This window comes from Paraburkholderia azotifigens, from assembly GCF_007995085.1.
Lineage (GTDB): Bacteria > Pseudomonadota > Gammaproteobacteria > Burkholderiales > Burkholderiaceae > Paraburkholderia > Paraburkholderia azotifigens.
Genome location: NZ_VOQS01000001.1, coordinates 1,801,682 through 1,826,247 on the forward strand (window position 1 = coordinate 1,801,682; position 24,566 = coordinate 1,826,247).

General features: G+C 62.6%; 22 protein-coding genes. 12 read left to right on the top strand and 10 right to left on the bottom strand.

The window, feature by feature from the left end; genetic code table 11:
• The first annotated feature begins 271 nt into the window (after nt 1–271).
• A complete protein-coding gene (locus FRZ40_RS08015; RefSeq protein WP_147233675.1) occupies nt 272–1,600 on the top strand; it encodes an IS4 family transposase in 1,329 nt (442 codons plus the stop codon).
• Between the two features lie 45 nt (nt 1,601–1,645).
• Here the strand turns inward: FRZ40_RS08015 and ispH are convergent, their stop codons facing one another.
• Together ispH and FRZ40_RS08025 are read right to left on the bottom strand one after the other, a co-directional pair.
• Entirely contained in the window at nt 1,646–2,605 is a 960-nt protein-coding gene (ispH, locus tag FRZ40_RS08020) for a 4-hydroxy-3-methylbut-2-enyl diphosphate reductase (RefSeq protein ID WP_028368410.1), read from the bottom strand.
• Nucleotides 2,606–2,607: 2 nt separating this feature from the next.
• Complete coding sequence (locus FRZ40_RS08025; protein WP_028368411.1) at nt 2,608–3,063, bottom strand: FKBP-type peptidyl-prolyl cis-trans isomerase; 456 nt, start codon at nt 3,061–3,063, stop codon at nt 2,608–2,610.
• A 232-nt stretch (nt 3,064–3,295) separates the two neighbouring features.
• On the opposite strand from FRZ40_RS08025, the gene radC reads away from it, so the two are divergent.
• The 4 genes from radC (at nt 3,296) to nadB (ending at nt 6,486) form a co-directional block, all read left to right on the top strand.
• Entirely contained in the window at nt 3,296–3,982 is a 687-nt protein-coding gene (gene radC, locus FRZ40_RS08030) for a RadC family protein (RefSeq protein WP_147234792.1), read from the top strand.
• A 258-nt stretch (nt 3,983–4,240) separates the two neighbouring features.
• Entirely contained in the window at nt 4,241–4,474 is a 234-nt protein-coding gene (gene rpmB / locus FRZ40_RS08035; protein WP_004186391.1) for a 50S ribosomal protein L28, read from the top strand.
• Nucleotides 4,475–4,484: 10 nt separating this feature from the next.
• A complete protein-coding gene (gene rpmG, locus FRZ40_RS08040) occupies nt 4,485–4,652 on the top strand; it encodes a 50S ribosomal protein L33 (protein ID WP_004185395.1) in 168 nt (55 codons plus the stop codon).
• A 235-nt stretch (nt 4,653–4,887) separates the two neighbouring features.
• Nucleotides 4,888–6,486 carry an L-aspartate oxidase gene (gene nadB / locus FRZ40_RS08045; protein WP_028368413.1) on the top strand — a complete coding sequence of 533 codons (1,599 nt, stop codon included), beginning with the start codon at nt 4,888–4,890 and terminating at the stop codon, nt 6,484–6,486.
• Between the two features lie 84 nt (nt 6,487–6,570).
• Here nadB and nadC read toward each other — a convergent pair whose 3' ends face one another.
• The 6 genes from nadC to purN form a co-directional block, all read right to left on the bottom strand.
• On the bottom strand, nt 6,571–7,473 hold the full coding sequence (gene nadC, locus FRZ40_RS08050) for a carboxylating nicotinate-nucleotide diphosphorylase (RefSeq protein ID WP_147233815.1): 903 nt from the start codon (nt 7,471–7,473) through the stop codon (nt 6,571–6,573).
• Nucleotides 7,473–8,603: a quinolinate synthase NadA gene (gene nadA, locus FRZ40_RS08055; RefSeq protein ID WP_028368415.1), complete on the bottom strand. Its 1,131-nt coding sequence runs from the start codon at nt 8,601–8,603 to the stop codon at nt 7,473–7,475. The genes nadC and nadA overlap by 1 nt, the downstream gene beginning before the upstream one ends.
• 124 nt (nt 8,604–8,727) lie before the next feature.
• A complete protein-coding gene (locus tag FRZ40_RS08060; protein WP_028368416.1) occupies nt 8,728–9,924 on the bottom strand; it encodes a DesA family fatty acid desaturase in 1,197 nt (398 codons plus the stop codon).
• A gap of 205 nt (nt 9,925–10,129) precedes the next feature.
• Entirely contained in the window at nt 10,130–11,485 is a 1,356-nt protein-coding gene (locus tag FRZ40_RS08065) for a mechanosensitive ion channel family protein (protein ID WP_028368417.1), read from the bottom strand.
• A gap of 88 nt (nt 11,486–11,573) precedes the next feature.
• Nucleotides 11,574–12,833: an RsmB/NOP family class I SAM-dependent RNA methyltransferase gene (locus FRZ40_RS08070; RefSeq protein WP_147233816.1), complete on the bottom strand. Its 1,260-nt coding sequence runs from the start codon at nt 12,831–12,833 to the stop codon at nt 11,574–11,576.
• Nucleotides 12,830–13,495, bottom strand: a complete 666-nt coding sequence (gene purN, locus FRZ40_RS08075; RefSeq protein WP_147233817.1) for a phosphoribosylglycinamide formyltransferase — start codon at nt 13,493–13,495, stop codon at nt 12,830–12,832. The genes FRZ40_RS08070 and purN overlap by 4 nt, the downstream gene beginning before the upstream one ends.
• 119 nt (nt 13,496–13,614) lie before the next feature.
• On the opposite strand from purN, the gene FRZ40_RS08080 reads away from it, so the two are divergent.
• From FRZ40_RS08080 to dut, 6 genes are all read left to right on the top strand, one after another.
• On the top strand, nt 13,615–14,607 hold the full coding sequence (locus FRZ40_RS08080; protein WP_147233818.1) for a bifunctional riboflavin kinase/FAD synthetase: 993 nt from the start codon (nt 13,615–13,617) through the stop codon (nt 14,605–14,607).
• A gap of 190 nt (nt 14,608–14,797) precedes the next feature.
• The gene (ileS, locus tag FRZ40_RS08085) at nt 14,798–17,635 is read left to right on the top strand and encodes an isoleucine--tRNA ligase (protein WP_147233819.1); all 2,838 of its coding nucleotides are present in this window, start codon (nt 14,798–14,800) and stop codon (nt 17,633–17,635) included.
• Nucleotides 17,635–18,135, top strand: a complete 501-nt coding sequence (gene lspA / locus FRZ40_RS08090) for a signal peptidase II (RefSeq protein WP_147233820.1) — start codon at nt 17,635–17,637, stop codon at nt 18,133–18,135. Before ileS ends, lspA begins: the two co-directional genes overlap by 1 nt.
• Nucleotides 18,136–18,266: 131 nt before the next feature.
• Nucleotides 18,267–19,499 (top strand): bifunctional phosphopantothenoylcysteine decarboxylase/phosphopantothenate--cysteine ligase CoaBC, encoded by a 1,233-nt coding sequence (coaBC, locus tag FRZ40_RS08095; RefSeq protein WP_420873850.1) that lies wholly within the window; start codon nt 18,267–18,269, stop codon nt 19,497–19,499.
• Nucleotides 19,500–19,572: 73 nt separating this feature from the next.
• Nucleotides 19,573–20,577: an LLM class flavin-dependent oxidoreductase gene (locus FRZ40_RS08100; RefSeq protein ID WP_147233822.1), complete on the top strand. Its 1,005-nt coding sequence runs from the start codon at nt 19,573–19,575 to the stop codon at nt 20,575–20,577.
• A 63-nt stretch (nt 20,578–20,640) separates the two neighbouring features.
• Entirely contained in the window at nt 20,641–21,087 is a 447-nt protein-coding gene (gene dut, locus FRZ40_RS08105) for a dUTP diphosphatase (RefSeq protein WP_028368425.1), read from the top strand.
• Nucleotides 21,088–21,195: 108 nt separating this feature from the next.
• On the opposite strand, the gene clpA is transcribed toward dut, so the two are convergent.
• Nucleotides 21,196–23,496, bottom strand: coding sequence for an ATP-dependent Clp protease ATP-binding subunit ClpA (clpA, locus tag FRZ40_RS08110; protein WP_028368426.1), 2,301 nt, complete (start codon nt 23,494–23,496; stop codon nt 21,196–21,198).
• Nucleotides 23,493–23,807, bottom strand: coding sequence for an ATP-dependent Clp protease adapter ClpS (gene clpS, locus FRZ40_RS08115; RefSeq protein ID WP_028368427.1), 315 nt, complete (start codon nt 23,805–23,807; stop codon nt 23,493–23,495). Before clpS ends, clpA begins: the two co-directional genes overlap by 4 nt.
• A gap of 540 nt (nt 23,808–24,347) precedes the next feature.
• Here clpS and cspD point away from each other — a divergent pair.
• Nucleotides 24,348–24,554 (top strand): cold shock domain-containing protein CspD, encoded by a 207-nt coding sequence (gene cspD, locus FRZ40_RS08120; protein WP_007586257.1) that lies wholly within the window; start codon nt 24,348–24,350, stop codon nt 24,552–24,554.
• Nucleotides 24,555–24,566 lie beyond the last annotated feature (12 nt).

The following is a 24,566-nucleotide window of genomic DNA, read 5'->3' on the forward strand; positions in this document are numbered from 1 at the left end:
GCCGGAGATCGTCTGATGAAAAACGGGGCTAGATCGCTCATTCGAAGCCAAATTACGCCCCGAAAATCAAAAAGAATGTTCGCCTCGACACGCTGACTTTCTAGTTTTTATGTGATGCGGCACCATTTTTCGGATGATTTTCGCCCTTTCGCGGCAATAAAAAAGCGCGCCCGCGGCGTAATGCCGTTCAGTTAAGCACTGAACGGCATTTTTGCTTTTGATGCGGGAAGGTGTTGTAAACGAAGCGCCGAGCTGTTAACTTTTCGGCGCGATGCTCTCCAGTCACCTGACCTTCCTGCTCGAAGCGCAACAGCCGGCCGACATGAGCCGGCTGGCTGAGCATCTGCCCTACGAGTGGATCGAGCGCGCGGTGCAGGCCACAGGCGCAGCGAGTATCCGGCGCCGGCGCCTGCCTGCTGAGCAGGTGGTCTGGCTGGTGATCGCACTGGCAATGTACCGTCACTGGTCGATCAGTGAGGTGCTCGACGGTCTCGATCTGGCCTTGCCCAACCAGGCCGCGCCGTTTGTCAGCAAGAGCGCGGCGGCGCAGGCACGCCAACGCATCGGCGAGGCACCGATGGCGTGGCTGTTTGAGCAGACAGCACGGGCCTGGACGACTCAGGACGCGGCTCATCATGCGTTCAAGGGGTTAAGTCTATGGGCGATGGACGGCACCACGCTACGCACGCCCGACAGCCCGGCCAACCGTGAGCACTTTGGTGCGCAGGGTTATGCCAGTGGCAAGGTGGCCAGTTATCCGCAGGTGCGCGCCGTGACGCTCACCGCGATTCCGACCCATCTGGTCGCGGGTATCAATTTCGGTCGCTACGACACCAACGAAATGGTGTACGCCAAAAGCCTGCTGCCGCAGATCCCGGAAGACTCGCTGACGGTGTTCGACAAGGGCTTTCTGGCTGCAGAAATCCTGTGTGGCCTGACGATGAACGCGCGCAATCGCCACTTCCTGATTCCAGCCAAAGCCAATACCTGTTGGGAAGTCATCTCCGGTACCGCTGACGATGCGACGGTGCGCATGCGCGTCTCGCCGCAGGCCCGCAAGAAGTGTCCGGCTTTGCCCGAATTCTGGAATGCGCGGGCGATCCGGACCATCGACGCGCGCGGACGTGAGCGCGTGCTGCTGACTTCGCTGGGGGATCGCCGACGCTTCAAACCTGCCGATATCGTTGCCTGCTACGAGCGCCGCTGGCAGATCGAAACCAGTTACGGAGAACTCAAGCAATCGATGCTGGGTTCGGAGTTGACCTTGCGCAGCCGCACCGTCGAAGGGGTGTATCAGGAGATCTGGGGCGCGTTGATCGCCTACAACCTGGTTCGCCGCGAGATCGCCTGCGCCGCATGGGAAGCGAAACTCGCGCCGACCGATATCAGCTTCGTGCGAGCCCTCCATACGATCCAGCACGAAATGATGTGGGCTGCCGTCACCCCGGCCTACGCAAAACTGCCCGCCTGTCTGCAGCGTCTACGCGAACGGCTCAAGTCCCTGCCCAATGAAAAACGACCCGGCCGCGCATGCGACCGGGTCGTCAAATCCCGCCCTTCACGTTACACCGTTCGGTACCTTAGAAAAGACCTTAACTGAACGGCATTAGCGCCCGCGGCGCGCTTTTTCGATGGGGACAGGTCGTCAGGCAGGCAAGCCGAGCCCGCGCGGCAGCGGAAACGCGATGTTTTCCTCGATGCCTTCGAGCGCGCGCACGTTGCGCACGCCCAGTTCGCGCAAACGGCCAATGACGGCCTGAGCCAGCGCCTCGGGCGCCGACGCGCCTGCCGTCACGCCGATGCGACGCTTGTCAGCGACCCATGCGGGATCGATCTGATCCGGCGAGTCCACCATGTAGGAAGGCACGCCGAGCTTTTCGGCCAGTTCGCGCAGACGGTTGGAGTTCGAGCTGTTCGGGCTGCCGACGACAATCACCACATCGCACTGCGGCGCCATGAACTTGACGGCGTCCTGGCGGTTTTGCGTCGCGTAGCAGATGTCCTGCTTCTTCGGTTCCTTGATGTTCGGAAACTTCGCCTTCAGCGCGGCGATGATCTGCGCGGCGTCGTCGACGGACAAGGTAGTCTGCGTGACGTAAGCGATACGGTCGGGATCGGCCAGCTGCAGCGCCTGCACGTCGTCGATATCTTCGACGAGATACATGCCCTCGCCCGTCTGCCCCATCGTGCCTTCCACTTCAGGATGCCCCTTGTGGCCGATCATCACGATGTCGAAGCCTTCCGCGCGCATCTTCGCGACTTCGATGTGCACCTTGGTGACGAGCGGACACGTCGCGTCGTACACGCGCAGGCCGCGCTCCTCGGCTTCGGCGCGCACGGCCTTCGACACGCCATGCGCACTGAAAATCACCGTGCTGCCCGCCGGCACTTCTTCCAGTTGCTCGATGAAGATCGCGCCCTTCTTGCGCAGGTCTTCGACGACATACGCGTTATGAACGATTTCGTGACGCACGTAGATCGGCGAACCGTACAGCTTGATGGCGCGTTCGACGATCTCGATCGCCCGATCGACGCCGGCGCAAAATCCGCGCGGCTGCGCAAGCAGGATTTCAGCTTCGGCGAGAGTCGTGTCCGTGATGCTCATGTTTACAGGATCCCGATGATTTTTACTTCGAACGTCAGCGCCTGGCCGGCGAGCGGATGGTTGAAATCGAAGAGAGCCGAGGTTTCGCCGACCTCTTTCAGCACGCCGGCGTAACGTCCACCGCCCGGTGCATTGAATTCGACGAGATCGCCGGGAGAAAAATCCTCACCGATCATGCTGTTTTCTCGCAGCGTGGCGAGCGACACGCGCTGGATCAGTTCCGGATTGCGCGGGCCGAATGCCTGACCCGGCTCTAGCTGAAAGGTGGAATGGTGACCCACCTTCAATCCCAGCAGAATGTCTTCCAGCGGCGGAGCCAACTGGCCCGCGCCCAGCAGCAGCGTGGCGGGTTTGTCGTTGAAGGTGCTGACGATCTCGGCGCCATCGGGAAGTGAAAGCCGGTAGTGAAGCGTGACGTGCGAACCGGGTTTCACTTCGGAGATGTCGATGATGCTCATGCGGTACTCGTTCGGTCGTGGCGCGCGGCGCTTGAACGCTGCGGCGCGGGTCGCGCGCATGGCGGGGGCCCGTGCGAGGCCGGGGGTGCCGTGCGCAAAGGCTCTATTGTAAGCCACATATCCCGAGCCGGCTGGAACGTTGCTGCGCGGCGCGTCGTCGCCGCTTCATCCGAATTTTGAAGGACGTTGCCATGAACGACACGATAGTCATCCCGCTCACCGAAGCGGAAAAATCCCCGATACGCCGCCCCCGCCTGCGTGGCCGACCCGCGACATGCCGCGCGAGCGCCTGCTCGACGCGGGTCCCGCCGCCCTGTCCGACACCGAACTCGTCGCGCTCGTGCTCGGCTCGGGGCTGCCCGGACACAATGTCTTCGATGTCGCGCGCTCGCTGCTGCAGCGCTTCGGCTCGCTGCGCGCGATGCTCGATGGAACGCCCGAAGATTTCGACGGCTTGCGCGGCGTCGGCCCGGCCAAACGCGCGCAATTCCTGGCCATCATGGAAATGGCCCGGCGCGCACTGGCCGAAAAGATGCGCGAGCGTCCGCTGATCGATTCGCCCGAAGCCGTCGAAGACTACTTGCGGCTGCTGATCGGCGCCCGGCCTTATGAGGTGTTCATCTGCCTGTTTCTGGATACGCGACACCGCCTGATTCGCTCGGAGGAAAACTCGCGCGGCTCACTCACGCGCATGGCTGTCTACCCACGCGAAATCGTAAGGCGCGCCCTGTCCGTCAATGCGGCGAGTTTGATCGTCGCGCATAATCACCCGTCCGGCGCCGTCAAGCCGAGCGCCAGCGACCGCCAGCTGACACGCGTGCTGCGCGACACCCTGGCACTGATCGACGTGCAGCTGATCGATCATCTGGTGATCGGCGCGAACGATACGTTTTCCTTCGCCCGCGCCGGATGGCCTTGAATCGCAGCCACTGCGACATGAAATGCGCTCAGCGCGAAGGGTGCCGCGTTGCTGGCCGCCCAACCGTCGCAAATAAGGTTTGATTTTTCGGCGCTTTTTCTGCTACTATTTCGGTTTGCCTCTTTCCAACCCCTGTTCCGAAGCCACAAGGCCTTCTCGGAAAGCACGCGATTCAAGTCGGCTACGGCTCGGTCCTCATGTTTTCCCGGGAAACTTCACGGCGTTCGAACTCAGAATTAGCGTATTAGGAGTGCTCTCATGGCACGCGTATGCCAAGTAACTGGGAAAGCGCCGATGAGCGGCAACAACGTTTCCCACGCGAACAACAAGACCAAGCGTCGTTTTCTCCCGAATCTGCAAAACCGCCGTTTCTGGGTTGAAAGCGAAAACCGTTGGGTGCGCCTGCGCGTTTCGAACGCCGGCCTGCGCCTGATCGACAAAAACGGTATCGACTCCGTGCTCGCTGATCTGCGCGCACGTGGCGAAGCCTAAGGAGTAAATCATGGCCAAGGGCGCACGCGACAAGATCAAGCTGGAATCGACCGCAGGTACGGGTCACTTCTACACCACGACGAAGAACAAGCGCAACATGCCGGAAAAGATGGAGATCATGAAGTTCGATCCCGTCGCTCGCAAGCATGTGGCGTACAAGGAAACGAAGATCAAGTAATCTCGTTTTCGGCCTGTTGACGACGAAAAGCCCCGCTTCTGCGGGGCTTTTTGTTTTTCGTCCCCGGCGTCGCATCACCAAGGCCTTATCGCCATTTCCTCCGACGTGCGCAACAGACTACACCGTTCGGTCTGCTTTTCCTCGCAGGCCGCAACGCGTATGCTCTTCGGTTTCCCAATCGAAAGGCTGAGACGGCGTTCGCTGCACCAGCCGCGCAAAACGACGGAGAGAGGAGATGAATTTCGATGTAGCGATTGTCGGCAGCGGCCTGGCCGGTTTGAGTGTCGCACTGAATCTCGCGCAGACGCGGCGCGTCGCCGTGATCGCCAAGCGGTCGCTGACCGAGGGCGCAAGCGACTGGGCGCAAGGCGGCATTGCGGCCGTGCTCGACTCGGCGGATAGCGTCGAGAACCACGTCGCAGACACGCTGATCGCGGGCGGCGGCTTGTGTGATGAAGCTGCGACGCGCTTCATCGTCGAACATGGCCGCGAGGCGATCCAGTGGCTGATCGATCAGGGCGTGCCGTTCACGAAAGACGATGCCGCCGAACTCGGCTTCCACCTGACACGCGAAGGCGGCCATAGCCATCGGCGCATCATTCACGCAGCAGACGCGACAGGCCATGCCGTCGTCGCGACACTGAGCGAGCGCGTGCGGCAGCATCCGAACATCACATTGCTCGAAGATCACTACGCGATCGACCTGATCACCTCCGACCGCCTCGGCTTGCCGGGCCGCCGTTGTCACGGGTTATACGCGCTCGATCTGGCAAGCGGACGCACTGTCACGATCGAAGCGCCGCATACCGTCCTTGCAACGGGCGGCGCGGGCAAGGTCTACCTCTACACGACGAACCCCGATACCGCGACGGGCGATGGCATCGCGATGGCCTGGCGGGCCGGCTGCCGCGTCTCGAACATGGAGTTCATCCAGTTTCATCCGACGTGTCTGTTCCATCCGTACGCCAAGTCCTTCCTGATCTCGGAAGCTGTGAGAGGCGAAGGCGGAATTCTTAAGCTGCCGGACGGCACGCGCTTTATGCCCTCGCACGACGAACGCGCCGAACTGGCGCCGCGCGATATCGTTGCCCGTGCGATCGACTTCGAGATCAAGAAGCGCGGTATCGACTGCGTGTATCTCGACATCAGCCATCAGTCGCCTGAGTTCCTGCGCGAGCATTTCCCAACCATTCTTGCGCGTTGCCTGGAGTTCGGCATCGATATTACGAAGGAGCCGATTCCTGTCGTGCCCGCCGCGCACTACACCTGCGGCGGCGTTGTGACGGACCTCGCGGGACGGACTGATCTGGCCGGACTCTACGCTGTCGGCGAAACATCGTGCACGGGTCTGCACGGCGCGAACCGGCTCGCCAGCAACTCGCTGCTGGAATGTCTGGTCATCGGCCGGTCGGCGGCGCAGGCGATCGAACAGGAAGGCTTCGGCGCTGCCGTGCATGCGCCGCTGCCCGATTGGGACGAGAGCCGCGTGTCCGATCCCGATGAGGAAGTGGTCGTCGCGCATAACTGGGACGAACTGCGTCGCCTGATGTGGAATTACGTGGGCATCGTGCGCACGGACAAGCGGCTGGCTCGTGCGAAGCATCGGCTCGCGCTGCTGCGCGACGAAATCCACGAGTACTACGCGAACTTCAAGGTCAATCGCGATCTGCTCGAACTGCGCAATCTCGTCGATGTGGCTTCGCTGATCGTGGATGGCGCGCGTTCGCGGCGTGAAAGTCGCGGCCTGCACTACAGCCGCGATTGGCCGAACGCGTTGCCGAAAGCGCTGCCAACCGTGCTTTCACCGGAACGCGTGCCCAACCGGAACGTGTAACGCGCGCTTGGCGCTGCACATTGAAAAAGGCCATCGTCAGTCAGACTGGCGATGGCCTTTTCCTTGAACGGTCACACGATCCGATCAGACAATGCGCATCGAGAAATCAGTCGCTCGCACATCCTTCGTCAGCGAGCCCACCGACACGCGGTCGACGCCCGTCTCCGCGATCTGCCGGATCGTATCGAAGTTCACCCCACCGGACACTTCGAGTACCGCTCGCCCCGCCGTAATGCGTACGGCGTCGCGCATCATGTCGAATGAGAAGTTGTCGAGCAGAATCGACTGCGCGCCGTGAGCGAGCGCCGATTCGAGCTGTTCGAGGGTTTCGACTTCGATCTGGATCGACACACCCGCGTTCAGCGCAAGCGCCGCCTGCATCGCCGCACCGACACCGCCTGCCGCCGCGATGTGATTTTCCTTGATCAGAATGCCGTCATAGAGTGCGAGGCGCTGATTCGCGCCACCACCCACGCGCACCGCGTACTTCTGGGCGAGTCGCAAACCGGGCAGCGTTTTGCGCGTATCGAGTACGCGGGCGCGGGTATGCGCGATTGCGTCAGCGAACTCGCGCGTCACGCTCGCAACGCCCGACAGCATCTGCAGGAAGTTGAGCCCGTTACGCTCGGCCGTCAGCAGCGAGCGCGCCGGACCACGCAATGTGCACACCACCGAATCCGGCGCCATGCGCTCGCCTTCGCGATAACGCCATTGCACTTCAATGCGCGGATCGACACGACGCATGACTTCATTGAACCACGGCACGCCGCAGAGCACCGCCTCTTCACGCACGATAATGCGCGCTTCGCGCATCTCGTCGGCGGGAACGAGCAGGCCCGTCAGATCTCCGCCGCCGACGTCTTCCGCAAGCGCATCGGCGACATTACGGGCGATCGCCGCCGCGAACGCTTCGCCATACTGCTGCTGTATTTCCGCAAAAAGCGGCGAGACGGCGTCCTTCAACTCCCGTTGTTCGCTCGCGCCCATCAAGCCGCTCCAATGTTCGAGAACAGCGCGGTATCGCGCGCGAGATCGCCGCTCGCCTGCACGCGCTTCTTGTGACGCGCAGCGAAATCGAGCATACGGTCGATCGGCAGACGCGCGCGCTCGCCAATCGCCGGATCGACGAAGATCTGGTTGTGGCCACGCTCGAGCACGTCAGCCAGATTGCGCAGCCCGTTCATCGCCATCCACGGGCAATGCGCACAACTCTTGCACGTCGCGCTGTTGCCGGCCGTGGGCGCTTCGATGAAGGTCTTGCCGGGCGCTGCGAGACGCATCTTGTGCAGAATGCCCAGATCGGTCGCGACAATGAAGTGCGTCGCGCTGCTGTTCTTCGCCGCGTCGATCAGTTGCGTTGTCGAGCCAACCACGTCGGCCTGCGCTACCACGCTCTCGGGCGACTCCGGATGCACGAGCACTTTCGCGTCCGGATACTCGGCGCGCACCAAATCGAGTTCGACGCCTTTGAACTCATCATGAACGAGACAGGAGCCTTGCCAGAGCAGCATGTCGGCACCCGTCTTTTTCTGGATATATCCACCAAGATGACGATCTGGCGCCCAGATGATTTTTTCGCCACGCGCGTGAAGATCGGCAACGATTTCCAGTCCGATCGACGACGTCACCATCCAGTCCGCTCGCGCCTTCACTGCCGCACTCGTATTCGCGTACACGACGACCGTGCGATCCGGATGCGCGTCGCAGAATGCGGAAAACTCATCGACGGGGCAGCCGAGATCGAGCGAACAGGTCGCGTCCAGATCGGGCATCAGAATGCGCTTGTTCGGACTAAGAATCTTCGCTGTCTCACCCATGAAGCGCACGCCGGCGACCACCAGCGTCTGTGCGTCGTGATCACGTCCGAAGCGTGCCATTTCAAGTGAATCGGCCACACAGCCGCCCGTCTCGTCCGCCAGCTCCTGCAACTCAGCGTCGACGTAGTAGTGCGCGACAAGCACCGCTTTCTCGCGCTTGAGCAAGCTACGAATACGCTCCTTCAACGCGAGCCGTTCCTGCGTTGACGGCGCATCGGGCACTTTCGCCCAAGCCTGGCCGATGCTGCAGGCCGCGCCTTGCGGACGGTCGTACTCGACGCTCCTGATCGCCTGATTCATGATCTCCTCTGCCCTGCTGATCGCCGCGCCGATTCAACGAACCGATTTCAGCGGCCCAAAAAGAAAAACCCCGCCAACGCGGGGTTTTGTGACGTAACGAAAGTTTAATAGATTTCGTCGCGAATCAGGCGTAGCGCCGCAGGCGCATCGCAAATTCCTGCAGAGCCTTGATGCCGCTTTGTTCTGCGCGGTGACACCAATCTTGCAATTGAACCAGCAGTTGTTCGCGCGATGCATTCGAACGTTCCCACATCGCCGCGAGTTCATTGCGCAACTCGATATAAGTGCGCAATTTCTGGCTGTTCGCGAAAATCTGCGGCAGCTGCAGGCGCTGCGGTTCGTCGAGACCGGCTTCTTCCTTGTGGAACCAGGTGCGCGCGCCACGCATCACCTGATATTTCTCGCGTGCGCCCACTTCCTTCAGATGCGCCAACTCCTGGCGGTATGCGCGCTTGATCGCCTTCGCGTAACGAGCCATCACCTCATAGCGGTTCGCCAGCACGGCCTGCAGCGTGTCCTGATCGAGCACGAGCTTGCCTGTGGTCAGACGCGGCGTCGGCGCGATCTTCTTTACCTTGGCGAGACGGAACGCCGACATGATGCGGATGTACATCCAGCCGATATCGAACTCGTACCACTTGTTCGACAGCTTCGCGGACGTCGCATACGTGTGGTGGTTGTTGTGCAGTTCTTCACCGCCAATGATGATGCCCCACGGGAACAGATTCGTGCTCGCATCCGACGAGTTGAAGTTGCGATAGCCCCAGAAGTGTCCGAGACCATTCACAACGCCCGCGGCCCAAAACGGAATCCAGATCATCTGCACGGCCCACACGCTCAGACCGACGATGCCGAACAGCGCGACGTCGACGACCATCATCAGACTCACACCGAGGATCGGGTACTTCGTGTACACGTTGCGCTCGACCCAGTCATTCGGCGTGCCGTGGCTGAACTTGCGCATCGTTTCTTCGTTCTTCGCTTCGGTGCGATAGAGTTCGGCGCCCTCGAGCAGCACCTTCCAGATTCCGCGCGTCTGCGGGCTGTGCGGATCTTCTTCCGTCTCGCACTTCGCGTGGTGCTTGCGGTGAATCGCGGCCCACTGGCCCGTCAGCATGCCCGTGCTCATCCACAGCCAGAAGCGGAAGAAGTGGCTGGCGATGGGATGCAGATCCAGCGCGCGGTGCGCCTGGCAGCGGTGCAGATAGACAGTGACGCCGATAATCGTCACGTGCGTGACGGCGAGCGTCCACAACACGATTTGCCACCACGAAAAACGCAATGCGCCGTGGGCAAGGAAATCAAGCAGGGAATTCAACAAGGCCATTTACCTAGGAACGGAAGACATTCGCGCAAGGATACAACGGCGGATGTCAAGAAAGTGAAAGCAATCAACGATTTTGGACGTTATTCTACGCGAACGGTTCCAAGTGTCTGTAACAAAAAAGGAAATTGTTGTGCTGCATCAACTGGATGCGCGCTATCTGAGGGTCGAAACGACGATTTTCGAGCCCGCGAAGGCCCGTTCAGGCTGCGCTGCCCGGTTCGTTCGCGGCGCGTCCAGTCACGCTTACCGCCTGCGACATGATGTCGCTATTGCCCGCGACGATGCGCACTTCGCGCTGCGCATAGGGAATCGCGATGCCGTTTTCCTTGAAAAGCCGCCAGATGTTGCGGTTGACGTTCGAGCGCACGCCCGACGTGCCCGTTGCCGCGTCCTGGATCCAGTAACCCAGTTCCAGATTGATGCCATCCGGGCCGAAGCCCGCCAGATACGGCGTCGGCGCCGGTTCCTGGAGCACGCGCTCGACGCCCGCCGTCGCTTCGACCAGCAAAGCCATCGCTTTCTCGACGTCCGTCGAATAGGCAATCTGGACCGTCGCCTTGGCGTTGCCGCGCGTCAGATACGACGACTGGTTCTGAACGACATCGGTGATCAGTTTTTCGTTCGGAATCAGCGTTTCGATTCCGTCGAGCCCGCGCACGACGGTATAGCGCGTGCGGATCTGCGTGACCATGCCTTGCAAACCGCTCACGTTGATCGTGTCGCCGATCCGCAGCGACCGGTCGATCAGGATGATGAAGCCCGACACGTAGTTGCTCGCGATCTTCTGCAAGCCGAAGCCGAGCCCCACGCCGAGCGCGCCGCCGAACACGCCGAGCACCGTGATGTCGATGCCGACCAGCGACAGACTGATCAGGATCGCAGCGAGAATCAGCAGCGCACGGCCGACGCGCGACAGGACCACTTTCAGGTTCGCGTCCAGCGCGTCCGAGCGCATCAGCCGGTCTTCGAGCGCCGCGCCGAGCCACATCGCGACGATCATCGTCACGCACACCCAAAGCAGCCCGGACAACAGCGACAGCAGCGTCACATGTGTATTGGCAAGGCGGAACTGCACGCTCGCCATCCACTTGAGCACGTCGTTCTGAATGCCCATCACGGTCAGCACCATGCCGACCCAGACGATCAGCGACACGACCTTCTCGACCAGCGACAGCCACGTATGCGTGCTGCCGTCGCGCCCGAACACGCGCCGCGCGAGATAGAACACGATGTAGATCAGCCCGATGCCGAACAGCGGCACCAGCGCGAGATCGAGCAGGGACGTGTGGATGAACTGCCCGGCGATCGCCCGCGCGATCCACACGAGCACGCCGCCGAGCAGCGGAAAGAGCGCGCGATTGAGCGCTTCCGCGCCGACACGCAGCGCGCCGTAACGGGTTTCGCGCTGCGCATCGAGCGCGCGCCGCGCAAGGCGTGCAAACAGCCACGCGAGCGCCAGCGTGCCGAGCAGCACGCCGACCTGCCACAGGATCACGGGCTGGCCGAAATCGCGCACGACGTCGCCCAGCGTGTGGAAGAAGAGATGGTTTTGCATGATGTTCCCAGCAGCCGGCACGTCTTCCGTTCATCACGAGGCGCGCGCCGACCCGGCCGCGCGAAGGCGGCCCATTGGCGTGACGCCCCTAGCCGCGGCGCTCCAGCACGGCCGCGAAGAAACCGTCCGTCGAATGACGGTGCGGCCACAGCGACAGGAAGTCGCCCATTTCAAGTTCGACGCGCTGCTCGGCGAGCACGTCGCGCGCGGGCACGAGTTCGAAATCGGGATGATCGGCGAGAAACTGCTTCACGACGCCTTCGTTCTCGGCGTCGAGAATGCTGCAGGTCGCGTACACGAGACGGCCGCCCTTCTTCACGAGGCGCGCGGCGCTCGTCAGGATGGACAGCTGCTTCGGCGTCAGTTCGGCGATCGACTCCGGCGACTGGCGCCATTTCAGATCGGGATTGCGGCGCAACGTGCCAAGGCCGCTGCACGGCGCGTCGACCAGCACGCGATCGATCTTGCCCGCAAGCCGCTTGATCTTCGCGTCGTGTTCACTGTCGATCAGCACCGGGTTCACGTTCGACAGGCCGCTGCGCGCAAGGCGCGGCTTGAGCTTGGCGAGTCGCCGGTCAGAGATGTCGAACGCGTAGAGACGGCCCGTCGAGCGCATCGCCGCGCCGAGCGCCAGCGTCTTGCCGCCCGCGCCCGCGCAGAAATCGACGATCATCTCGCCGCGCTTGGGCGCGACCAGCGTGCACAGCAGCTGGCTGCCTTCGTCCTGCACTTCGAGCCAGCCGTCCTGGAACGCGTCCAGCTTCGTGAGCGGCGGCTTGCCGACTACGCGGATGCCGAGCGGCGCGTACGGCGTCGCGCCAGCTTCAATGCCCGCCTTCGACAGTACGCCCAGCACGTCGTCGCGGCTTGCCTTGATCGGATTGGCGCGCAGATCGAGCGGCGCCGGATAGTTCAGCGCGGCGGCCAGATGGGCGATTTCCTCGGCCTCGAAGCGGTTGCTGAGCGCCTGGTAGATCCAGTCGGGCAGGTTCATGCGGATGCGCAGCGGCAGGCTCTCAGGATCGATCTTCGAGACATGCTCGAGCCAGGCGTTCTCCGCCTCGGACACAAACGGCTTCAGCGCCGTGCGGCCCGCCGTCTGCATCAGTCCGAGCAGCGCAAGGCGCCGGTTCGGATTACCCGAGCCGCTTTCTGCCAGATGCGAAAATTCCATCCGGCGACGCAGCACCGCGAAGACGGCTTCCGCAATCACACCGCGCTCGCCGTGCCCGAGCTTCGGATGCGCGCGGAAAAAGCGGCTGGTCGCGGCATCGGCAGGGCCGGTGAACTTAAGGACTTCCGCGAGCAGAGTCTCGGTTTGTCCAATCAGAAATCCATGCAGTCTCATGCGCCCTCCCCGGCGGTGTTCTGGCTTGTTGTGTCGATGAAGAGCCACTGCGGCTCGGGCGGCGTCACGGTGACGCGCAGGCCGTCGATGGCGAGGCGCCCTTCGACGAACCAGCGCACTGCGCGCGGGTAAATCAGATGTTCGGTTTCGAGCACGCGCGCCGCGAGCGTCGCGGCGTCGTCGCCGGCCAGCACGGGCACGGCAGATTGCAGCACGATGGGGCCGTGATCGAGCGTCGGCGTGACGAAATGCACGGACGCGCCATGCAGCCGCACGCCCGCGTCGAGCGCCGACTGGTGCGTCTTGAGGCCCGGGAAGCTCGGCAGCAACGACGGGTGCACGTTGATCATACGGCCCGCATATCGGTTGACGAAACCATCGGTCAGCACGCGCATGAAGCCGGCGAGCACGACGAGATCGGGCGAAAAGGCATCGATCTCGCGCGCGAGCGCGGCGTCGAAGCTTTCGCGGTCAGGAAACTGGCGGTGGTCGACGACGGCCACAGCAATGCCTTGCGACGCCGCAAACGCAAGCCCGGCGGCGTCGGGACGGTTGGCAATCACGGCGGCGACACGCGCCGGCCAGCCTTCGCTCGCGCACGCGCGCACGATGGCTTCCATGTTGCTGCCCCGTCCGGAAATCAGAATGACGAGATTTTTCATCCGCGGATTTTATCATTCGGCCATGCCACGATCCGCGCGGCGGCGCCGTCGGTGGCCCCGTGCGTTTATAATCGATTGTTTTGCGGCATCCGGCCCGCTCAAATCCATCGCCCGCTATCGTGAGAGTCTTCCGCGGTCTTCCCAATGCCGAGAGCCGTGCGCCGTGCGCACTGACCATCGGCAACTTCGACGGTGTCCACCGCGGACATCAGGCGTTGCTCGCCCGCGTCCGCGCCGCCGCCGATGCGCGCGGCCTGCCCGTCTGCGTGATGACCTTCGAGCCGCATCCGCGCGAGTTCTTCAATCCCGCCAGCGCGCCGCCGCGCATCGCCATGTTGCGCGACAAGCTCGAAGCGCTGCGCATGAACGGCGTCGACCGCGTGGTGGTCGAGCATTTCAATCACACGTTCGCGAGCCAGTCGCCGGACGCGTTCGTCGAACGGATCCTCGTCAACGGCCTGCACGCGCGCTGGGTGCTGATCGGCGACGACTTCCGCTACGGCGCGAAGCGAGCGGGCGATTTCAACTCGCTGAAAACGGCGGGCGAATCGTATGGTTTCGAAGTCGAGCAGATGGCGACCGTCGCCGACCCGTCGGGCGCACGCATTTCCAGTTCCGGCGTGCGCATGGCGCTGATCGCGGGCGACCTCGACTCGGCACGCGCCGCGCTCGGCCGCGACTATCTGATCAGCGGCCATGTCGTGCACGGCCTGAAGCTCGGCCGCGATCTCGGTTTTCCCACGCTGAATCTCCCCATCGCGCACAAGCGTCCCGCGCTGTCGGGCATTTTCATCGTGCAGGTGCACGGTATCGACGACAAGCCGCTGCCGGGCGTCGCGAGCCTCGGCTTGCGTCCCACCGTCGACGATTCCGGCCGCGTGCTGCTCGAAGTGCATCTGCTCGACTGGCACGGCGACGCGTATGGCAAGCTGGTGCGCGTCGAGTTTCTCAAGAAGCTGCGCGACGAGGAAAAGTTCGTCGATCTCGAAACGTTGACGGCCGCGATCGCGCGCGACGTCACGAATGCCCGCGCCTGGTTCGAAGCGATCGGCGACGCGCCGGGCAGCCGTTCCACCGGTTTCGCCACGTCGGCCACCGATCGAATTAGATGACCGCCGCGGTACGTGCAGGCGCCTGGCGCGAAACACGTACCGTCCGAAGCGCATTGACGGGCGCCGCCGCAGCATCTGCAACGGCCTCGCATCGTGCGCGACGCCGGGCGCATCGGCAGACGCGTCGCCCGGCGCCACTCAGGCCTTTGCGCATGCCGCGCCCCAACATCGTATTCACCGCTACCTCACCATGAGCAACAAGAAAGCCGATTCGAAACCGCAGGCCCGATATCCCGTCAACCTGCTGGACACGCCCTTCCCGATGCGTGGCGACCTGCCCAGGCGCGAGCCGCAATGGGTCAAGGACTGGCAGGAACGCAAGATCTACGAGAAGATCCGCGCCGCCTCGAAGGGCCGCAAGAAGTTCATCCTGCACGACGGCCCGCCGTATGCGAACGGCGACATCCACCTCGGCCACGCGGTGAACAAGATCCTGAAGGACATGATCGTCAAGGCGCGCAACCTGGCGGGCTTCGACGCCGTCTACGTGCCGGGCTGGGACTGCCATGGCATGCCGATCGAAATCCAGATCGAAAAACAGTTCGGCAAATCGCTGCCCGCCGCCGAAGTGATGCAGAAGGCGCGCGCCTACGCGACCGAGCAGATCGAGAAGCAGAAGGCCGGCTTCCGCCGTCTTGGCGTGCTCGGCGACTGGGACAATCCGTACAAGACGATGAACTTCGCGAACGAAGCCGGCGAAATCCGCGCGCTCGCGAAGATCATGGAAAAGGGCTATGTGTTCCGCGGCCTGAAGCCGGTGAACTGGTGTTTCGACTGCGGCTCGGCGCTGGCGGAAGCGGAAGTCGAGTACAAGGACAAGACCGATCCCACCATCGACGTGATGTTCACGTTCGCGGAAGCCGAGAAGACGGCGCAGGCCTTCGGCCTCGCCGCGCTGCCGCGCAACGAAGGCGGCGTCGTGATCTGGACGACCACGCCGTGGACGATCCCCGCTAACCAGGCGCTGAACCTGCATCCCGAGATCGTCTACGCGCTGGTCGATACCCCGCGCGGTCTGCTGATCCTCGCTGAAGAGCGTGTCGAGGCCTGCCTGAAGTCGTACGGCGTCGAAGGCAACGTGATCGCGACGGCGCCCGGCGCGAAGCTCGTCAATCTGCGCTTCAATCATCCGCTCGCGTCCGCGCATCCCGGCTACAAGCGCACGTCGCCCATCTATCTCGGCGACTACGTGACGACGGAAACGGGTACGGGCATCGTTCACTCGTCGCCCGCTTACGGCGTCGAAGACTTTATCTCGTGCAAGTCGCATGGCATGGCCGACTCGGACATCATCAGCCCCGTGATGGGCGATGGCCGCTACATCGAGTCGCTCGCGCTGTTCGGCGGCCTGTCCATCTGGGACGCGAATCCGAAGATCGTTGAAGCGCTCGACGAAGCGGGCACGCTGCTGCGCACCGAAAAGTATCTGCACAGCTACATGCACTGCTGGCGCCACAAGACGCCGATCATCTACCGCGCCACGTCGCAGTGGTTCGCCGGCATGGACATCAAGCCGAACGACAGCGACAAGACGCTGCGCGAAACAGCGCTCGAAGGCATCGAGGCGACGGCGTTCTATCCGTCCTGGGGAAAGCAGCGTCTTTTCGCGATGATTGCGAACCGTCCCGACTGGACGCTGTCGCGTCAGCGCCAATGGGGCGTGCCGATGGCATTCTTCGTGCACAAGGAAACGGGCAACCTCCATCCGCGCACGCCGGAACTGCTCGAAGAAGTCGCGAAGCGCGTTGAAGTGTCAGGCATCGAGGCATGGCAGACGCTCGATCCGCGCGAGCTGATCGGCGACGACGCGAACATGTACGAAAAGAACCGCGACACGCTCGACGTGTGGTTCGATTCGGGCACGACGCACTGGCACGTGCTGCGCGGCTCGCACAAGGACGAACTGCAGTTCCCGGCCGACCTCTATCTGGAAGGCTCGGACCAGCATCGCGGCTGGTTCCATTCGTCGCTGCTGACGGCGTCGATGCTCGACGGCCGTCCGCCGTACAACGCGCTGCTCACGCACGGCTTCACCGTCGACGGCGAAGGCCGCAAGATGTCGAAGTCGCTCGGCAACGGCGTCGATCCGCATGAGGTATCGAACCGTCTGGGCGCGGAGATCATCCGCTTGTGGATCGCGTCGACCGATTACTCAGGCGAACTGGCGATTTCCGAAGAAATTCTCAAGCGCGTGACGGAAAGCTATCGGCGCATCCGCAACACGCTGCGCTTCCTGCTCGCGAACCTCTCGGACTTCGACTTCGGGAAGCATGCACGCCCTGTCAGCGACTGGCTGGAAATCGACCGTTATGCCGTCGCGCTGACCGCGAATCTGCAGGCGGACATCCTGTCGCACTACGACCGCTACGAGTTCCACCCGGTCGTCGCGAAGCTGCAGACGTTCTGCTCTGAAGATCTGGGCGGCTTCTATCTCGACGTGCTGAAGGACCGTCTGTACACGACGGCGCCCGATTCGAACGCACGCCGTTCCGCGCAGACCGCGCTGTACCACATCGCGCACGGTTTGCTGCGTCTGATGGCGCCGTTCCTGTCGTTCACGGCCGAAGAAGCCTGGAAGGTGTTCCAGCCGCAAAGCGAAACCATCTACACCGAGACGTATCACGCGTATCCGGACGTGCCGGAAGCGGCGACGCTGCTCGACAAATGGACGCTGCTGCGCGCAGTGCGCAGCGACGTGACCAAGGCGCTGGAAGAAGCGCGCGTCGGGAACCAGATCGGCTCGTCGCTGCAGGCGGAAGTCGAAATCCGCGCGAGCGGCGCGCGTCACGATGCGCTCGCGAGCCTCGGCGCCGACCTCAAGTTCGTGCTGATCACGTCGGGCGCGACGGTCGTGAAGGTGGACAGCGTCGAAGAAGAAGGTGTCGATGTCATCACGTCGAAGTATCTGAAGTGCGAACGCTGCTGGCACTATCGCAAGGAAGTGGGCGAAAACGCCGAGCATCCGACACTCTGCGGCCGCTGCATCAGCAATCTGTTCGGCAACGGCGAAACGAGGAGCGCGGCATAATGTCCAGAACGCTGTCGAAATCGACGGGCGGCTCGCTCGCGCCGTGGCTGGGCGTCGCGGTCATTGTGATCCTGTTCGACCAGTTGACGAAGATTGCGGTGGCGAAGGTGTTCGCGTACGGCTCGTCGCATGCCATCGCGCCATTCTTCAACCTCGTGCTCGTCTACAACCGCGGCGCCGCGTTCAGCTTCCTCGCGATGGCGGGCGGCTGGCAGCGCTGGGCGTTCACGGCACTGGGCGTCGCGGCGGCCATTTTGATCTGCTATCTGCTCAAGCGTCACGGCAATCAGAAGATGTTCTGCACGGCGCTCGCGCTGATCATGGGCGGTGCGATCGGCAACGTGATCGACCGCCTGCTGTACGGCCACGTGATCGACTTCCTCGATTTCCACGTCGGCGCGTGGCATTGGCCGGCGTTCAATCTCGCTGACAGCGCGATCACCGTCGGCGCGGTATTGCTGGTGTTCGACGAGCTGCGCCGCGTGCGCGGCGCGCGTTGAAATAAGAACAAACGCGGCGCATTCATACGGCCGCGTAGTGAGCGCAGGCATCGCGGCGATGAGCCGCAGCGCCCGCGCCCTGGCAGTCTTGCAGTACGAAGCCGGCGCGCTTCACCGATGCGCCGGCCATCATGTCTTGTCGGAGGCATCAGTTGGCCACAGAACTCGCCGGAAAACACATCGTCCTCGGCATGACAGGCGGGATCGCCTGCTACAAGATCGCTGAACTCACGCGGCTTCTCGTGAAAGCGGGCGCCACTGTCCAGATCGCGATGACGGAAGCCGCGACGCAGTTCATCACACCCGTCACGATGCAGGCGCTCTCCGGCCGCCCTGTCTACACGAGCCAGTGGGACGCGCGCATCGCGAACAACATGCCGCATATCGATCTGTCGCGCGAAGCCGACGCGATCGTGATCGCCCCCGCCTCCACCGATTTCCTCGCCAGGCTTGCACATGGCCTGTGCGACGACCTGCTGTCCACGCTGTGCATCGCGCGCGACTGCCCGCTGCTCGTCGTGCCGGCGATGAACCGGCAGATGTGGATGAACCCGGCGACACAGCGCAACGTCGCGCAACTGCGCGCGGACGGCATCGAGTTGCTCGGCCCCGATTCGGGCGCGCAGGCGTGCGGCGAAACCGGCGACGGACGCATGCTCGAGCCGGAAGCCGTCTACGAAGCGATCGCAGCATTCTTCACGCCGAAGACGCTGGCCGGCCGCCGCGTGTTGCTGACGGCGGGCCCGACGTTCGAGCCGCTCGACCCCGTGCGCGGCATCACGAACCGTTCGAGCGGCAAGATGGGCTTCGCGCTCGCGCGCGCCGCGCAGCAGGCGGGCGCCGACGTGCATCTCGTCGCGGGCCCCGTCGGACTTGACACGCCATGGGGCGTCTATCGCGAAGACGTGCAGACGGCGCAGCAGATGCACGACGCCGTGATGCGCGCGGTGCCCGGCTACGACATTTTCATCGGCGTAGCGGCTGTCGCTGACTGGCGTGTCGATCACGTCGCCGAGCACAAGATCAAGAAGACGGCCGATCACGCGATTCCCTCGTTTTCGTTCGTCGAGAATCCGGACATTCTGGCTTCTGTCGCGAAGCTGCCGAAAGCGCCGTTCTGCGTCGGCTTCGCGGCGGAAAGCGGCGATCTCGACGTACACGGCGAAGAGAAGCGCAAGCGCAAGAATGTGCCGCTTCTGATCGGCAATCTGGGCCCGCAAACCTTCGGGCTCGACGACAACGAAGTCGTGCTGTTCGAAGCCGCCGGCACGACGCGGCTGCCGCGCGCGGACAAGCAGACGCTCGCGCGCGCGCTGATCGCCGAAATCGCCAAGCGCCTGCCGGATGCGAGCGTGACGGGTTGAGCGCATCGCGCTCGCTGTCAGCGTACCCGATCACGCTCGAATGCCATTCATCAGTTAACGTTCTGGTGCTGTCATGACTCTGCTTTCCGTGCTCGACCAGACGCCCGTGATCGACGGGCATACGGTAGCCGACGCGATCGCCGCGACGGTCGAACTCGCGCAACTCGCCGACGACCTCGGCTACACGCGCTACTGGTGCGCCGAACATCACGGGCTATACGGCGTGTCGAACCCGTGCCCCGAAGTGATGCTCGCGCACCTCGGGAGCGTGACGCGGCGCATCCGCATCGGCTCGGGCGGCATCATGCTGCCGTACTACAGCCCGTTCAAGGTCGCCGAGCAGTTCATGATGCTCGAGGCGCTGTTTCCGAACCGCGTCGATCTGGGCGTCGGACGCGCGCCGGGTGGCGACATGCGTACCGCGCAGGCCGTCGCGGCGGGCGCCTACAATCGCGGCGAACTGTTTCCGCAGCAGGTGACCGAACTCGTCGCGCTGATGAACGGCACGCTGCCGTCCGATCATCTCGCGCACGGTGTGTTGTTGCAGCCGCAGATCGAGACGCGCCCGCAACTATGGGTGCTAGGTTCCAGCGATTTCGGCGGCATGCTGGCCGCGCAATTGGGCATCCGCTTTTCATTCGCGCATTTCATCAATGCGCATTTCGGGCACGCCGTAGCGCATGCGTATCGCGATCGCTTCAAGCCTGGGCACGAGCAGACGCCGTATCTCGCGGCAGCCGTGTTCGTGATCTGCGCGGACACGGAGCAGGAAGCCGCCGACCTCGAAAAAGCCGTCGATCTGCGCCGCGTGCAGATGGCGTACGGACTGAACGCGCCGGTGCCATCTGTCGCGCAGGGGCTCGAGCAGGAGTACGGCGAGCGCGAGCGGCTGATCATCGACCGGGAAAAGCCCCGCAGCATCATCGGCACGCCGGAGTCCGTGACGGAGCGGCTGCACGCGCTGCAGGAACAGTTCGACGCGGACGAACTGATCGTGCTCACCGTTGCGGGTAGCTATCACGCGCGCCTGCGTTCGTACCAACTGCTGGCTGAGGCGTTCGATCTCGGCAAGTCATGAATCGATCCGGTGTCCTGCTGCCATGATGGGCGCCGCCATTCCTTCAACCTCTCACTGAACTGCATGAAACTCGACCTGAAGATTCTCGATCCGCGCATGCGTGAACAACTCCCCGCCTACGCTACGACGGGCAGCGCGGGCCTCGATCTGCGCGCGTGTCTCGACGCGCCGCTGACGCTGGAACCCGGCCAGACGGCGCTCGTGCCGACCGGCCTCGCGATCCATCTCGCCGATCCCGGTTACGCGGCGCTGATTCTGCCGCGCTCGGGCATGGGTCATAAGCACGGTATCGTGCTGGGTAACCTGGTCGGGTTGATCGACTCGGACTACCAGGGCCAGCTGATGATCTCGACGTGGAACCGCGGCACGACCACGTTCACGTTGAATCCGATGGAGCGTCTCGCGCAACTGGTGATCGTTCCCGTCGTACAGGCGACGTTCAACATCGTCGACGAGTTCGATTCGAGCGATCGCGGCGAAGGGGGCTTCGGCAGCACGGGGAAACACTGAGGCATCGCTCAGAATCCGCTCGGCGCATCCACCTGGCCGAATGGGCAAATAAAAACGGCGTGGGTTGCAAAACCCACGCCGTTTTTTATGCCTCGGATGCTTCGACGTTTAGTCGACTTCCACCGCTTCCGGATTCGGATTGCGCGGCGGCGCCGAGTTCTCGTCGAACGTCAGCTGAATCTTGTCTTCCGCGTCGACATCCACCGTCACGCGGCCGCCGCTCATCAGCTTGCCGAACAGCAGCTCGTCGGCCAGCGCACGACGGATCGTGTCCTGGATCAGACGCTGCATCGGACGTGCGCCCATCAGCGGATCGAAACCGTGCTTCGCGAGATGCTTGCGCAGCGCGTCGGTGAACAGCGCGTCGACCTTCTTCTCGTGCAACTGGTCTTCCAGCTGCATCAGGAACTTGTCGACCACACGCATGATGATTTCTTCATCGAGCGAGCGGAAGCTGATCGTCGCATCCAGACGGTTACGGAACTCAGGCGTGAACATGCGCTTGATGTCGGCCATTTCGTCGCCCGTTTCGCGGCGCGTCGTGAAACCGATCGTCGACTTCTGCATCGACTCGGCGCCCGCATTCGTCGTCATGATGATGATGACATTGCGGAAGTCCGCCTTACGGCCGTTGTTATCCGTCAGCGTGCCGTGATCCATCACCTGCAGCAGCACGTTGTAGATGTCCGGATGCGCTTTCTCGATTTCGTCGAGCAGCAGCACGCAATGCGGCTTCTTCGTCACGGCTTCCGTTAGCAGACCGCCCTGATCGAAACCGACATATCCCGGCGGCGCGCCGATCAGACGGCTCACCGCGTGACGCTCCATATACTCCGACATGTCGAAGCGGATCAGCTCGATGCCCAGCGTGAACGCCAGCTGCCGCGCCACTTCCGTCTTGCCGACGCCCGTCGGGCCGGAGAACAGGAACGCGCCGATCGGCTTGTCCGTCTTGCCGAGGCCCGCGCGCGCCATCTTGATCGAAGCCGACAGTGCGTCGATGGCGGGATCCTGGCCGAACACGACGGCCTTCAGATCGCGGTCGAGCGTCTGCAGCTTGCTGCGATCATCCTGCGACACGCTTTGCGCCGGCACGCGCGCGATCTTCGAGATGATCTCTTCGATCTCGCTCTTGCCGATGGTCTTCTTCTGCTTCGACTTCGGCAGGATGCGTTGCGCCGCGCCAGCTTCGTCGATCACGTCGATCGCCTTGTCGGGCAGATGACGATCCGTGATGAAGCGCGCCGACAGCTCAGCCGCCGCCGACAGTGCACCCGACGAATACTTCACGCCGTGATGCTCTTCGAAGCGCGACTTCAGGCCGCGCAGGATCGCCACCGTCTGCTCGACGGTCGGCTCGGTCACGTCGATCTTCTGGAAACGGCGCGACAACGCCGCGTCTTTTTCGAAGATACCGCGGAATTCGGTGAACGTCGTCGCGCCGATGCACTTGAGCGTGCCCGACGACAGCGCCGGCTTCAGCAGGTTCGACGCGTCCAGCGTGCCGCCCGATGCGGCGCCCGCGCCGATCAGCGTATGGATTTCGTCGATGAACAGGATCGCGTTCGGACGTTCCTTGAGTTCCTTCAGAACCGTCTTGAGCCGCTGCTCAAAGTCGCCGCGATACTTGGTGCCCGCGAGCAGCGCGCCCATATCCAGCGAATACACCTGCGCGTCGACGAGAATGTCGGGCACTTCGCCGCGCGTGATGCGCCATGCGAGACCTTCCGCGATCGCCGTCTTGCCAACGCCGGCCTCGCCGACCAGCAACGGATTGTTCTTGCGCCGGCGGCACAGCACCTGCACGACGCGTTCGACTTCCGCCTCGCGTCCGATCAACGGATCGATGCGGCCGTCCTTCGCCATCTGGTTCAGGTTCTGCGTAAATTGTGCAAGCGGCGTTTCCTTCTGCGCGGCGGCTTCGTCCGATTCCGCATTCGCGTCGGTCGACTTCGCGGCTTCCGAACTGTTCGTCTTCGCGATACCGTGCGAAATGAAATTGACGACGTCCAGACGCGTCACGCCCTGCTGCTGCAGGTAATACACCGCGTGCGAATCCTTCTCGCCGAAGATCGCCACGAGCACGTTCGCGCCCGTCACTTCCTTCTTGCCGTTCGACGTGGACTGGACGTGCATGATCGCGCGCTGGATCACACGCTGGAAACCCAGCGTGGGCTGCGTATCGACGTCGTCAGTGCCCGGAACGGTCGGCGTATTGTCGTGAATGAAGTTGCGCAGGTTCTGACGCAGGTCTTCGATGTTGGCCGCGCACGCGCGCAGCACTTCAGCCGCCGTCGGATTGTCCAACAGCGCCAGCAAAAGATGTTCGACCGTGATGAACTCATGCCGCGCCTGGCGCGCTTCCATGAACGCCATGTGCAGGCTGACTTCCAGTTCCTGGGCAATCATGCTTCCTCCATCACGCACTGCAGCGGATGCCCTGCCTGCCGCGCGTGGGTAACGACTTGCTCGACTTTGGTCGACGCGATGTCCCGCGTGTAGACCCCACAAACTCCCCTGCCTTCGCGATGGACCTTCAACATGATCTGTGTTGCGGTCTCTCGATCTTTATTGAAATACTCCTGCACGACCATCACGACGAATTCCATCGGCGTGAAATCGTCGTTCAACAGCACCACCTTGAACATGGCAGGCGGTTTCAGCTTTTGTTCCTGCCGCTCCAGTACGGTGTTGTCCTGCTTGTCCGGGATAATCGCCATACACCCATTCTAAACAACTCGGACAGGCCCGCAATCCTGTCAAAACCCGACCTGCTGGCCGGACATCGGTTCCCTCCGGCCCTGTGGAGCGGCCTCTCGCGGGTGCGCTCTGCGCCGGGCCGCGTGCGGTCGGCGGCCCTCCGGTCTATCTGTGTTGCAGCATGATGACTGCAGTCGGATCGAGTATCGCACAACCCGGGCCAGCAGGCTGATGACGCGCCATCGCGCGATCCCTTTCTCACCGCTGCACTGCATGTGAGTCGATTATGCGACTTTTCAAGACGCGCCGCTTGCGCCACCGCACATAAGAAAAGCGGGAAAAACCCTGGAAATTGGTTCTTTACAACGAAGAAATGAGCGTCTCAAAATTTTCTTGACACTCGAATAAAGAGACTCAACAATCAAGCTGGCACTTTTTTCAATAAGCGGTCTATACGAAAAAATGCCGTTGGTGAGCTTGTGAGGAGGGACGACTGCATCCCGCGGTCGTTGAGCTTTTCGAGGGCTCGTGGCAGCTTTTGAGTTACAGGGGAAGTTGGTATGGCAACTGGTACGGTCAAGTGGTTCAACGACGCAAAAGGTTTCGGATTCATTACGCCCGACGAAGGCGGTGAGGATCTGTTTGCACACTTTTCGGCTATCCAGATGAACGGTTTCAAGACCCTCAAGGAAGGCCAGAAGGTTAGCTTCGAGGTCGTTCAAGGCCCGAAGGGCAAACAGGCATCGAACATTCAGTCCGCAGCCTGATACGTTCGGTCC